The organism is Mesorhizobium salmacidum (SeqCode) (assembly GCF_037179605.1).
Classification (GTDB): Bacteria; Pseudomonadota; Alphaproteobacteria; order Rhizobiales; family Rhizobiaceae; genus Mesorhizobium; species Mesorhizobium salmacidum.
In genome coordinates, this window is sequence record NZ_JAPYKS010000022.1 from 1 (window position 1) to 13443 (window position 13443).

Genomic DNA, 13443 nt, shown 5'->3' on the forward strand with positions numbered 1-13443 from the left:
GAGCTCGACAACAACGCGCAAGGCATTCTGGGCTATGTCGTGCGCTGGATCGACCAGGGCGTCGGCTGCTCGAAAGTGCCTGACATTAACGATGTCGGCCTGATGGAGGATCGCGCCACGCTGCGCATCTCCTCGCAGCACATTGCCAACTGGCTGCATCACGGCGTCTGCACGGCCGACCAGGTTATGGAAACGATGAAGCGCATGGCGGCGATCGTCGACCAGCAGAACGAAGGCGACCCGCTCTACCAGCCGATGTCAGCCGATTTCGATCGCTCCGTCGCCTTCCAGGCCGCCTGCGACCTGGTGTTCAAGGGCCGCATCCAGCCCAACGGCTACACCGAGCCGGTGCTGCACGCGCGCAGGCTAGAGCTGAAAGCGAGGACCGTCTGCGAACGTGCTGGGGGTAACTGACATGAGTGCACTGAATCTGGCAGCCGCCAACAAGATCATAGCAAGTGCGGTGTCCGCGGCGCAGAAGAGCGGCCTCAAGCAACTGAGCGTTGTGGTCGTCCAAGCCGGCGGTGTCCTGATCGGGTTCCAGAAGCTGGACGGAGCATCGATGCGGGAGGATCGTCCCCGTTCCTGGTGGAGTTCTGGTATGAAACAATGCGGGTGACCTCCTCGGCGCCGTAGGTATTACGGGCGATACTTCCGAACCACGAGCAACGGCAGTGTATTGGATCGAAAAGGGGCGGCTTGATCCCTCAGCCCGGCATAAGCGGCAGTAATCCGTTGCTCTTGAAGCCGACCACCTCTTATTCGAGACCTACCTGGAAAAGCTGTGCCCCATTTCAAAACGTAGGGCTTTGTGTTGCATATGTTTCAGAAGGCGGTGCAGTTTGGCGTCACACGGACGCGCTCATGCACCAATCTGCTTAGGCACATATTATTGAGCGATCGGAAGGATGGGCTCCCAATCCCGAGCTCAAAAATGCGCTTCACATAATGGCCGTCCCTTCGCGGCATAACGTGGTTGCCAGAGTGGTTCCGCAGCATTTCAAAAGGTCTGATGCAGCATGACGAGTATTGAAACTTTCCGGGAGCTACAGGGCGAGGCGACCGACTGGCGCCGCTATCTCCACGAGAATCCAGAGTTGGACTACCGATTGGAGAACACAGCGAGGTTCGTGGCCGAGAAACTGGCTTCGTTTGGGATCAACCATATCGAGACGGGTATTGCTGAAACCGGCATCGTCGCGTTGATTCAGGGCCAAGGCGGAGACGGGCCCACAATCGGATTGAGGGCAGACATGGATGCTCTACCAATCGTTGAAGCTTCCAACAAGCCCTGGTCTTCGAAAACACCGGGCAACATGCATGCATGCGGTCACGACGGTCACACAGCCATGCTCTTGGGTGCAGCGAAACACTTAGCTGCTACCCGGGACTTCAAAGGCACTGTCGCCCTGATCTTTCAACCGGCCGAAGAAGTTGAACTCCCGTCGGGCGCCTTAAGAATGGTTCAAGAAGGGATCTTGGATCGCTTCGGCATATCCGAAGTCTATGGCATGCACATCGCGCCAGGCATTGACATCGGCAAGTTCGGCATCTGCCCTGGCCCAATCATGGGGTCGCAGGACGATTTCGATATCGTCGTTAAGGGAACAGGAGGCCATGCGGCTTCGCCCCACCGAACCACTGATCCAGTCGTGATCGCAGCACAGATCATTCTAGGCCTGCAGGCCCTCGTTTCCCGTAGGACCGATCCCCTGGAGTCGCTTGTGATATCCGTCACCAAATTGAGGGCCGCCCAAGCCTACAATGTCATTCCCGATGAAGTTGAGATCTCCGGAACCGTTAGGACGTTGGGATCTACCCTGCAAGACTTCGCCGAGCGAGAGATACCGTCGGTTGCCAGAGGTATTGCTCAGGGATTCGGTGCGGACATCGAATTCAAGTACATGCGTTCCGTTCCGGCTACCTTCAACAACCCCGATAACACCAAGGTGGCCGTTACCGCGGCCAGAAATCTGGTGGGCGCGTCGTCCGTGAACGATGCAGTCAGAGTATCCATGGGCGCGGAGGACTTCGCCTATATGCTGCAGGAGCGGCCGGGCGCCTACATCTTTGTTGGCAACGGACGGACCGCTGAATGTCATAACCCGGCGTTTGATTTCGATGACGAGGCGCTGCCTTACGGCATTGGCTGGTGGGTGAAGCTGGTAGAGCTAATCCTGGTGCGGTGAGCGCCAGTCCGTCCAAAACGCCGACGTGCGTAAGGAGCAACTCTGGTCTGCGGCTGACGAGCGTTGCAGGTGCGGGGACCAACACCGCGCTTCCGTTCCGTCCCCGATCGATCAACCTGGCCGCCTTCGCCGGAGGATGGATGTGGGCGCGCAGCTGGGCTCGATCCCGACTCGCTATTCGCACGGCCAGCTGTGAGACGCAGAATGGCCGTTCATGAGTGGACCAACACCGCGGCGCAGCACAGTTGCTCGGCAATCCTCCAAGTTAAATTTGCCAGAAATCTTCACCCGTTACGCACAAACACATGAGATACGAACTATCTATGGATAAAGTGCGGAAGGACTTGCGCTGAAGTATTGTTCTTATATAACTGCGGCGACTGTAGCCAAATCACAGGACGCTCCGCAGCGAATGAGCACCAAGGTAACCCCGCCGGGGAAATCAACCAATGCGTCCTATAGCGCAATCACGAGGGATAATACAATATGGCGCTCTACAAAAACGGCGATGAACTGAAGTGTACAAACGATTCAAAGTTCGACGAGATGCACACCCCCGGCACTCGCGTACCCTACTCAGGGATATACGTTTGTACTAACTGTCGCGACGAAGCGGCGTGTAATCACGGCGACCCGCTCCCGCCGCAAAATCATCGCCAACACTCTACTAGCAAAGGCGATATTCGGTGGAAGCTGCTAATCCAGACCCAAAACGGTCCAAATTAATGGTTCTATCCCCTGCCGGTGCTACTAGTATCGGCCGGGCTTTTGCGCAGGGTGGTGGATGGAGAAGCAGCCACCTCGGGGGGGCGCCTTTAATAGAGCTGCTGTCTGTGGCTACTGCCCCGCAAGGCCACATCTCAGAGATTGAAACCCTGATGGCTGTACGTCGACGCCTCCCTGCTCGGTCTGTGATTAGGACACCCAAGACATCCAGGGAGATAACCCGATGACCAACGCCATGATAATGAACCAGCGCGCACTTTGATGAAGAATGCGGATTGCAATCTTCTACCCGAGATTGTTTCCGTTGCCGCCGGGCGCCCGATGCACTTGAAAAGCCCAGTAGTGCGCCTCGTCCTCCCCGATGTATCTGCCGTTGCTCAGATATTGGACCGGTGTAAGGACGCCCTCCTCCTGGAGGCGCAACACCTCCGTTTCGAAGGATGTTGCCTCCGCATAGATCCTTTCAGTGCTTACCACCACAAAACCATTCCGGCGCGTCGCGCGGGCCAACTCGCGCAGCCCATGCGGGCTGACATGTCCCAGCATGAAGACGCCGCAGCACACCGTCATATCATAGCTCGCGCTGGAATAGTCAGAGAGCGGCCTATTGAGGTCAATATCGCCTTGGACATTCCGGTAGATGCCGGTTTGCCTCGCCATGTCGGCCATTGTCTCGGAAAGATCGAACCCATCGATTAAGCGGAAGCCGAGCTGATCCAACTCAATGCCAAGTAGGCCTGTACCGCAGCCAGCGTCCAGGATTGCGATCGCTGCTCGCTCTTTGTCCATGTAGGCCGCTTGAACGGCGCCCGCCAGTTCCGCCACGACCAAGGGGCTGCGATAGTGTTCGCGCTCTACGTCCAGCTCGTAGCAGCCGGCCCACGCACGGTAATATTGGACCAAGCGATCGGCGTCGCCGTCGAGCGCAGTTGATGCCTCGATTCGCTTCTTGCGGGCTAGCCGAATTCCATTTTGTCCGGTCAACTTATTATTCCTCAGAATGGAGTAGATGTAAGCTGGCCACCTTTCAAAATCTGAGGCCAAATATGCCGATAATTTGTTTCGCCGAGTACTTCCTCACCATGCGTGAAGCCCGTCGTGCTAAGAGTGAACCAGCCTTTGACCAGCGTCCTCTTCACCATTGTCCGCAGCTTCCGTCTGTAAAGCGGGGCTCGACGAGCGCCTTTTCCGATCGCGACCGGGCGTGAAGCCTCTCGCCGAGTTGGGGGCAATTCGGTCATTTCCCTTCATCCATGCTGAGTTCGTCTCAGAGTGAGCGGCGTGACGACCGAAGCGCCCAATGTCTCAAAGGCGGTGATTGAGCGCGGTCAAGACGTGAGGCCATAATCGGTGATCCATTCAGCACCAGTCTCGGGGGTTCCAAAGGAGTACCCATAGTCGTCTCTCGTATCTAAGAAGTCGCCTGGCTGCATCGGCAGTCTTAGCTTCGACAAGCTGCCATCCAGCTGCTGACCTCCGACAGTCAGCGGGCATCCGGGTAGAAGCAAGTAGCATGCCGAGCCAAGCCGCCTTACGCCCTTGACGACCCAGCGGACGCGTTCCTGGTCCTTGGCATTTGTCCAATCCCGAACATAGAAGAGTCCGTTTTGAAATTCACGGATGAGCGTTTCGGCTGATGAGATTGCCCATTGCGACCAGGATCATGGCTTGCGAGACGTCGATGCGCTGCTCGCAGTCGCGCACGAGGCGGCGCCATCTTGTCATCCAACCGAAGGTCCGCTCGAGGACCCAGCGTCGGGGCAGTATCTGGAACCCTTTGGTCGTGGATCGACGAATGATGTCGACCAGGAAGTCGAGATAGGCGGCTTTGTCCATAAGCTACAGCTGGTCATTAGGCACGTCGGCGAACAGATGTCTCAGGGCCAGCGTTTGTGGAGAGCATCCCGGATCGCCTGAGCACCGGCACTGTGGAAGATACGGGCGGTGGTGAAGTTGGCCATCGACAGTCGCTTATCCGCATCGACGGCAATGTGTCGCTTGCGGCCGACAATCTACTTGCCGGGCGTCCTAACCGCTTGTTTCAGCTTCCGGAGCTTCGACCAACTGCCTGTCGATCACGCCAGCCGTGGGACTGGCCTCGCTCCCGGCTCGCTCGCGATCCAGCATCAGCACCACATCCTGGATAGTCTGGAACAGAAAGCGCCGCGCCAACTCGCGGAACCAGCCGTAGGCCGTCTGCCAGGGGGCAGCGGCGGCGAACGTCGCGTTCCTCAAGCCTACCAGCCTATTGCGTGGCATGACCGCCGGGGATCAGAACTGGTAACCCTAACCCCGGTTTCCTTGCTCATCAAAGTGACTGTCGCACCCATTCCGCATGTTGAGACATGGCTGACTGCATGACCCATGTCTTTAAGGGTTGCTATGGTTTCCTGCGGGAACCCGCTCTCAAGAGTGAGATTACCTCTCGAACAGGTGTGCGGGTAGAAAGAATTGGGCACTGAGTTAGTAGCGAATCGCCGCGCCTCGACGGCGGTCTGGGCGTTCATTTCCCATACCAGCATATTCAGGATGAGCTGTAAGTTCGCTTGCACCTGGGCATCGCCGCCCGGGCACCCAAAGGCCATGATGTCGCCTGTCGGGCTCGTCAGAATATAGCTGACGAGGGTAGTGCGCGGCCGTTTTCCGGGAGCGACGCAGTTCGGATGGGATTCATCCAAATTGAACATCTCACTGCGTGTGCTGAGTGTGAAGCCCAACTCTTCCAGGAAAACGGATTTGGAGAATGCACCGCCGCTCGGTGTACAGGCAACCACGTTGCCGACGGCATCAATAACAGAAATGTGCGTGGTGCCGGTTTCGGGACCGCTAGCGGGCTTCGGCGAAGCCTCACATGACGCTATCGTCCCGGCCCGGAAGCCGTCGATGATTCCCGGAGCTGGCAGTCCCGCCATGGCTCTCGAAAGGTCGATCAGCCTAGCGCGGTCTTTGGCGTATTCCTTCGACAGCAACGCGCTCTGCGGGACCTCGACCAGTTTCGGATCGCCATAATAAGCGTCACGATCGACGAGAGCTAGTTTCAGCGCTTCACTAACAATATGGATATAGCCGGGCGAATTGAACTGGAGTTTTCGGAGATCGAAATTCTCGAGGATGTTCAGCGCCTGGATCAGGACAGGCGCTTGCGACCAGAACGATTGGCACTGGATTGTGCAGCCTTCGAACTCTCCCATCACTGGCTGTTCATAATCTTCTTGAAATGCCTCGAGGTCGTCCTTTCGGAGCGGGCCACCCAAGCGTTTGGATGCAGCGTTGATCTCGTCGGCGATTGCACCAGAATAGAACTGCACACGCGCGGCGCCGATGCCCTCCAGGCGTTCGAGACCATTCGCGGCGTTAGCGAGCGATTGAAGGGTTCTGGCCAGGGCTGGCTGCTTGAGGAGATCGCCAGTCTTGCCGCGCTCTCCTCCGGGATAAAAGATCTCGGCCACGGCCGGGGTGAAACTTTGCAATTGGTCGCGCCCAAAGTCATCAAGGCGCGCAACCATGTATTCGTAGAATGCTATTCCCTGCGAGGCGTACTCGATGGCCGGCTGAAGCACTTCTTGGATTGATTTCGTGCCGTAGTCCCTCAGCATTCGCAGAGCCGCCCCGAACATACCCGGGGTCGTGAAGGAGAGCGGTGCCTTGGGGCCGGGCCCTGTTGGTATGCTTCTCTCCCCTTTTTTCAGGAAAAAGCCCGATGTAGCCTCTTTCGGCGCCGCGCCCTGACCACACAGACTGCGCACTTCGCGTTTCTTGGCATCCCAAAGCATGCATACACATTCGCTCCCGAACGAGAACGACGATGTCGGCTCGACCACCGCCGCCGCGAATGTGGCCGCGACAGCGGCATCGAAGGCATTGCCTCCCTGCATGAGCATGCGCGCACCGGCAAAGGATGTCAGCCAATGCCCGGTGGAAATCACGTTGTTTAGGCCGTAGATAACCGGCCGCACCGTGACTGATCCTTCCTGATCGCCGCTCTCGCTATATTCTAGCCGATCCGTGTGCGCACTCAGTATTACTTCCATCAGCCTGTCCCAACTAGCCGCACGATCCCAAGTACCTCAATGAGTCGCATCCTTCTGAGGCAGCCGCGCGGTTGATCCATGCCTGGAGGAATACTAAGAGATTGGAGCATGCAGGCGGAAAGTTTACGCCAAAATGCGCCTGGGCTGAAGTATCAACCTCACAAATGGGGCGGGTTTGAAACGCCCTTTGCGAAGCCCAGCGGCTACGGGAGACATCCCGGTGCTATTACATGTCGCTCCGCGGTTGATCCGGGTTATGGAAGGTTCAAACGAACACAGTTTGCTCCATTGGGAGAGTGACCACCCCGCTCGTCCCCAACATCTACCGTCGTCGAGGTTCGCGCGCCGATCGGTCGAAGAACAACCTCCTTTACCGTACCCGCTGATTGCTTGATTGCCGGCCGCCTTGTGCCTGCAGCAGTGAACACGTGGCTGTCGGTGGAAAATTACTCACCCTTGTAGTCGGCCCAGTTGGACCCTGAGCCCCTTGATCTCGTCGAGGATTTCAAAGCAGTACGTGCGGCTTCAAGACTGAGACATAGCAAACATCGCCGCTTATGCGGCCTGTTCTTCAAAAGCCGATGCATTTTGGCGCGAAACTCCCCTGTCCATGCGCCATTGTTCTCGGCGAAGTCCACTAGCATCACCGCCGAGGAACGACGATCATGATCAAGTCACACGCCGATTTTGCGAAGCGCGTCGACGCGCTTTTTGGCCAGTTTAGCGAGGCTGAGATGCCTGGCGCTGTCGTTGCGGTGACGGAGAACGGCCAGGAGATATTCGCTAGCGCCTACGGCTTGGCGAACATCAATGACAATCTACCGATGGGGCGTAAGACTATCATCCGTATCGGTTCGCAGAGCAAACAATTCACCGTGCTGCTGATCCTGATGCTGGAGGCGGAAGGCAAGCTCAGCCTGGAGGATGAGGTGCAGGAGCACCTGCGCTATGTCCCCCGGCTTGAGTACCCGGTTAAGCTCAATCACCTCGCCTCCAATACCAGCGGCTACCGAGACCACCTAGAAATGATGACCATTGGCGGCCTGTCAATCTTCGCGCCCTCAGACCGTCAGACCGTCCGTGATGTCATTGCCACGCAGGATGGGCTCAACTTTAAGCCCGGCAGTGCGATGACCTATTCGAATGCCGGCTTCTTTATGCTATCCGATATCATCGAGCAGATCGAGGGCGCGACTTTCAACGACGTCCTGCGCAAGCGCATCACCGGCCCGCTCGGTATGGACGACACCTCCCTCCTGTTGCGCGATGGGTTGGCGATGAAGCGCCTGGCCGCTCACTATACAAAACGCGCTGACGGCTGGGCCCATCTGGGTTGGGGGATTGAATTCGGCGGCGAGGGCGGCATGGTTTCGACGCTCGACGACATGGTGCTCTGGCAGCAGAACCTGACCGATCCCATGGTCGGTACAGCGCAAATGTATGAGCGCATGAGCGCACCCTGTGTCTTCGACAATGGCGCTACAGGCTTATACGGCCTTGGGTTGGTGACGGACGTGTATTGCGGCCGTCGCGCGGTTGGCCACGGTGGGGCGGTCGCCGGCGGCAAGTCGGAATCGATGCGCTTCATAGATGACGGGCTCGGCATCGTTGTCATCGCCAATAACGATCAGGTTGCCACCTTTGCTGTCGCCCACCGTATCGCCGACATCTATTTCGGGATCTCGGCGCCAGCGCTGATCAAACTTCCTCCCGGCCGGTACCGGCAGGAAGGCGGCACCAATGTGATTGAGATCGTCGACCAGAACGGTGTGCCGACCTTTGTCAGTTCTGATGGTGTGACGGGATTTGATTTCCGCCATCCGGGCGGCCCGAAGCCCGAGAGATCGGTCACCGACCTTGTTCTCAGTCCGCGGCCAAACGGCACGATCGACGGCACGTTCTGCGGCACGCCGAGAATCTACGTCCCCTTGGTTGCAGATCCTAGGGCAGCCGCTCCTCTCGCCGGCCGCTACGTAAACAACGCCCAGGGCCTTGAGGTCAAGATCGATGGCGATGTGCAGCGTGGCGTGTTCCGCTTGCGCTCCGATATTGGCGCAATGAAGGCGCCCATCGTCGCCGCGGACAAGGATCTCTGGTTCCTGCTCCAGCCCAGCACGGGCATGCATGCTGGCCTACCATGGAGTGCCACGCTGAGCGTCACCGGAAATGGTTTCGAGTTGAACTCGGAGCGGGTCAAGAGACTCCGGTTTACGCGAGCCTGAGCGACACCAAAAATGACGATAGTCAGCCTCCCCGTGCCGAAACTTCAGTGCCATGACGTTCGAGAAACAGGAGATGTGGTGTGTCTCCATCCGTGTGGAGGCCTGATCCTATTCTAGGCGGCGGATGGCATGGATAAGGACGCAGTCGAAGAGGAAAGAGTGTGTTTTTTCGTGGAATGAGGACCCTGTTTGAGGGGTGATTTTCGTCCCAACGGGACCCCTTAATGATGATGGGGTCATCAAGATGCCTCCGGTTTGATCGGAGGCATTTGTGTTTTGGATGTTGGTCGTGGAGACGATTGCAAAGATACGCCGGCTGTCGCTGGTGCAGGGGAAGTCGATCAAGGCGATCTGCCGGGAGTTGAAGATCTCCCGGAAGGTGGTGCGTAAGGTGCTGCGTTCGGACGAGACGGAGTTCCGCTACGAGCGCAAGCATCAGCCCTATCCCCGGATGGGCGCCTGGCGCGACGAGTTGGATCGGCTGCTGTCGGCGAATGCAGCGAAGCCGCAGCGAGAGCGACTGACGCTGATCCGCATCTTCGAGGAACTTCGCGGCCTCGGCTATGACGGCAGCTACAGTTCGGTATGGCGGCATGCGCAGAGCTGGGAGTCGGATCGCGGCAGCGCCGCGGCCGAAGCCTATATCCCGCTGAGCTTTGCGCCCGGCGAGGCCTACCAGTTCGACTGGAGCCACAAGATCGTCCTGCTCGATGGCGTGACGGTAACGGTGAAGGTGGCGCACATGCGGCTTTGCCACAGCCGTATGTTCTTCGTTGGCCTATCCGCGCGAAACGCAGGAGATGGTGTTCGACGCCCATGACCGGGCGTTCAGCTTCTTCCGCGGCGCCTGCACGCAACGCGATCTTCATCGGCAGGGATCGCCGCTACAACCGCCGCTTTGCGCAGATGTGCGGGCATTACCTTGTCGAGCCGGAGGCCTGCACGCCGGCGGCTGGCTGGGAGAAGGGTCAGGTCGAGAACCAGGTCGGGCTGGTGCGCGAGCGCTTCTTCACGCCAAGGCTGCGCTTCAAGACGCTGGAGGATCTCAACGGCTGGCTGGCCGACAAAAGCGTCGCCTACGCCAAGGCGCATCGCCATCCCGAGCAGGGCGATCGGACGGTCTGGGACGTCTTCGAGGAAGAACGGGCCAGCTTCATTCCCTATGCCGGGCGCTTCGACGGCTTCCACTGCATTCCCGCATCGGTGTCGAAGACGTGCACGGTGCGCTTCGACAACAACAAATATTCGGTGCTGTCGAGTGCCGTCGGCCGGCCGGTCGAGATCCATGCCTATGCCGACCGGATCGTCATCCGCCAGGATGGAGTGGTCGTGGGGGAACACGTTCGCTCCTTCGGCCGCAACGAGGTCGTCTACGATCCCTGGCACTACGTGCCGGTGCTGGCCCGCAAGCCGGGCGGCCTGCGCAACGGCGCGCCGTTCCGGGAATGGGTTCTGCCATCAGCCATGGAGAAGGTGCGCCGCAAGCTCAAGGCGGCCGATGGCGGCGACCGGCAGATGGTGTCGATCCTCACCTGCGTGCTGACCGACGGATTGAGCGCGGTCGAGGCCGCCTGCCAGGAAGCCCTCGATCACGGCGTCTCGTCGGCGGCAGTGATCCTCAACATCCTGGCCCGCAGCCGCGATCCGGCGCCGGGCACGATCCTTTCCATTCCCCAGGCGCTGAAGCTGGCTCACGAGCCGATCGCCGACTGCGCCCGCTATGACAGTCTCAGGAGGACAAGCAGCCATGGAACGCACCGAGGTTCTGGAACTGATGGGGGTGCTGAAGCTCTTCGGGATGCGCGCGTCCTATGACGAGATAATGGGCGTCGCCATCAAGCGGCAGCACGAGCCGCCGAGGATCCTCGGCGACCTGCTGCAGGCCGAGATATCGGAAAAGCAGGCTCGCTCCATCAAATACCAGCTCACCGTCGCCAAGCTGCCGCTGGCCAAGGATATCGAGGACTTCGATTTTGCCGGCACGCCGGCCAATGAGAGCCTGATCCGAGAGCTCGCCCGCGGCGCCTTCGTCGCCGATCAGCGCAATGTCGTCCTGGTCGGCGGCACAGGCACCGGCAAGTCGCACCTGGCCATCGCCATTGCCCGTTCCCTCATCCGCAACGGCGCACGCGGCCGCTTCTTCAATGTCGTCGACCTCGTCAACAGGCTCGAGACCGAGACCCGTGCCGGCCGGCAGGGCCGCATTGCCGACCATCTTACTCGGCTCGACTTTGTCGTCTTCGACGAACTCGGCTATCTCCCCGTCGCCCAGGCCGGCGGGCAGTTGCTCTTCCATCTGATCTCAAAGCTCTACGAACGCACCAGCGTCATCATCACCACCAATCTCGCCTTCGGCGAATGGCCCACCGTCTTCGGCGACGCCAAGATGACGACCGCGCTGCTCGATCGGCTCACCCATCATTGCGAGATCGTCGAGACCGGAAACGAGTCCTGGCGCTTCAAGAGCCGCTCTCAAAGCTAAAGCCAAAAAGCCAATCAGCCGCGCCCGATCAGGCTGTGCAACCCCGACCAGCTTCGCCTGATCGGGCGCTTACGGCGTGCCTCTCACAAGCCCCAAAAGGGGGTCCCTTTTGCGCGAAAATACAGAGTCCCGATTCCACGGTCATTGACAGAAAGAGCTCGCCCCATAGACAGGCAGTGCCACTCGGCGAAGATCGGAGCCCGGAACACCCACATCGCTCAAATCCCTTCGCTTTTAATCAAAGGTAAGAAAGCCATCTGCGGAGCTCAAGGGCGGCGCGGATTTGAGCACATCGAGATTCGGCGCGCATGGCGCGAGGTCAGAGTGTCCCGCAATCACCTGCTCGAGTTCATTTGCCATGGCGAGCAGGCCCAGATCGTCGTGACGGCGCCCGACGATTTGCAACCCGAACGGCAGCCCGTTCTCGTCGCGCCCGCACGGGATGGTGATTGACGGATGGCCAGGAATTGTCGAGGCGTAGGCCATGGCGAGCCAATGGTAATAACTTTTGGTCGCCTGACCATCGATTTCCGTTGGGTAGAGTTCCCGCCAGGATCGCGGACTTATCGCGACCGCCGGCGATAACAGATATTCGTACTCCGCGAAGAAGGCCTGCCAGTCACGCTGATAACGCCCTTGTGCCATCAGGGCCTTCGCGACATCTTCTGCGGAGTAACTACGCCCTTCCGCCACGTTATTCGTGACGTTCGGTCCAACCAAATCAGGCTGGTTGTCGACCAGGTCGGCAAAGCGAAGGAACACCACTGCGCGCAGAACTGAAAAGATTTGATCGGCGTCGCTGCAATCGGGCGTGGTTTCGTCGAGCGCGCCGAAATACGGCTCCAAGCGCGACAGAATACTGCCAAAATGACGCCGAACGATGCTCTCGGTCGGTGCAAAGCCGAAATCTTCAGTCGCTGCGATCTTCAGTGATGATAAATCCCGCCGCGGCAGATTGGCAAAACTTCCCGGGTCCCAAAGGGTACGCCCGTCGATCACCGTCGTGAAAGGATCGGTCTGGTCGGGCCTGGCAAGGACGGAAAGCATCAGGGCGCAGTCTGCGACGTTGCGAGCCATCGGTCCGGAGGTCGACCACGGGATCAATGCCATGGCGCGAGTGTCGCCAGGCACTACCCCTGGACTCGGCCTGTAACCGACGACGCCGCAGAAGGAGGCGGGGTTGCGGAGACTTCCGCCGGTATCTGAGCCGGTGGCGAGCGGGGCATAGCCGCAAGCCAGCGCTACGGCGGATCCGCCGGACGAGCCAGCGCAGCTTCGACTGAGATCATGCGGATTGGCGGTCACGCCATAAACGCGGTTTCTCGTATTGCCACCCGCGCTCCATTCAGGATTGTTGGTCTTGCCGATTGGCATTGCGCCAGCTTCACGCATTGAAACGACGATCGCATCGTCCTTGCTGGCGATGTGGCCGCGGAATATCTCAGAGCCGAAGGTCGTGGGCAGGCCCTTGACATCGATCATATCCTTGACAGTGAAGGGCAGTCCCTGAAGGGGTCCGAGAAGGAGCCCCGACATCAATCGGTCTTCTACTGATTTGGCACCGGCGCGGAGGCCATCGAAATCGCGCGCGACGAGCGCATTGACGGCGTGGTCGATGGCTTCTACCCTGGCAATGCAGGCATCAGCCAGTTCAAGTGGCGAAAGAGCGCGGCGGGCAATTAGGCTGCGTGCCTCGATGGCGCCGAGATCGGCAGGATCGGTCGCGGAAGTTTGCCTCACGTTTCGGGTTCCCCCATAGAGAGAAGTTTGGCAGAGCGGGACGGAACACATTA

7 protein-coding genes and 3 pseudogenes are annotated in these 13443 nt (G+C 59.0%); 6 read left to right on the forward strand and 4 right to left on the reverse strand.

What is annotated here, in order from left to right; translation table 11 throughout:
- The 3 genes and pseudogenes from O7A60_RS25070 to O7A60_RS25080 form a co-directional block, all read left to right on the forward strand.
- Nucleotides 1-414: pseudogene (locus O7A60_RS25070) on the forward strand (malate synthase G); the annotation flags it as partial.
- A 1-nt stretch (nt 415) separates the two neighbouring features.
- On the forward strand, nt 416-619 hold the full coding sequence (locus O7A60_RS25075; RefSeq protein WP_337108463.1) for a heme-binding protein: 204 nt from the start codon (nt 416-418) through the stop codon (nt 617-619).
- Nucleotides 620-1019: 400 nt separating this feature from the next.
- Nucleotides 1020-2189, forward strand: coding sequence for a M20 aminoacylase family protein (locus tag O7A60_RS25080; RefSeq protein WP_337108464.1), 1170 nt, complete (start codon nt 1020-1022; stop codon nt 2187-2189).
- 1011 nt (nt 2190-3200) lie between these two features.
- On the opposite strand, the gene O7A60_RS25085 is transcribed toward O7A60_RS25080, so the two are convergent.
- The 3 genes and pseudogenes from O7A60_RS25085 to O7A60_RS25095 all read right to left on the reverse strand — a co-directional run bounded on the left by O7A60_RS25085 (nt 3201) and on the right by O7A60_RS25095 (nt 6946).
- Nucleotides 3201-3899, reverse strand: a complete 699-nt coding sequence (locus tag O7A60_RS25085) for a class I SAM-dependent DNA methyltransferase (protein WP_337108465.1) — start codon at nt 3897-3899, stop codon at nt 3201-3203.
- A 630-nt stretch (nt 3900-4529) separates the two neighbouring features.
- Nucleotides 4530-5117, reverse strand: a pseudogene (locus O7A60_RS25090) (transposase); the annotation flags it as partial.
- A 35-nt stretch (nt 5118-5152) separates the two neighbouring features.
- Complete coding sequence (locus tag O7A60_RS25095) at nt 5153-6946, reverse strand: gamma-glutamyltransferase family protein (protein WP_337108466.1); 1794 nt, start codon at nt 6944-6946, stop codon at nt 5153-5155.
- A 665-nt stretch (nt 6947-7611) separates the two neighbouring features.
- Between O7A60_RS25095 and O7A60_RS25100 the strand changes: the two genes are divergently transcribed.
- From O7A60_RS25100 to istB, 3 genes and pseudogenes are all read left to right on the forward strand, one after another.
- Nucleotides 7612-9168: a serine hydrolase domain-containing protein gene (locus tag O7A60_RS25100; RefSeq protein WP_337108467.1), complete on the forward strand. Its 1557-nt coding sequence runs from the start codon at nt 7612-7614 to the stop codon at nt 9166-9168.
- Nucleotides 9169-9448: 280 nt separating this feature from the next.
- A pseudogene (gene istA, locus O7A60_RS25105) lies at nt 9449-10983 on the forward strand (IS21 family transposase).
- On the forward strand, nt 10916-11650 hold the full coding sequence (istB, locus tag O7A60_RS25110; protein WP_337108468.1) for an IS21-like element helper ATPase IstB: 735 nt from the start codon (nt 10916-10918) through the stop codon (nt 11648-11650). The pseudogene istA and the gene istB overlap by 68 nt, the downstream one beginning before the upstream one ends.
- A gap of 234 nt (nt 11651-11884) precedes the next feature.
- On the opposite strand, the gene O7A60_RS25115 is transcribed toward istB, so the two are convergent.
- The gene (locus tag O7A60_RS25115; RefSeq protein ID WP_337108469.1) at nt 11885-13390 is read right to left on the reverse strand and encodes an amidase; all 1506 of its coding nucleotides are present in this window, start codon (nt 13388-13390) and stop codon (nt 11885-11887) included.
- Nucleotides 13391-13443: the final 53 nt, after the last annotated feature.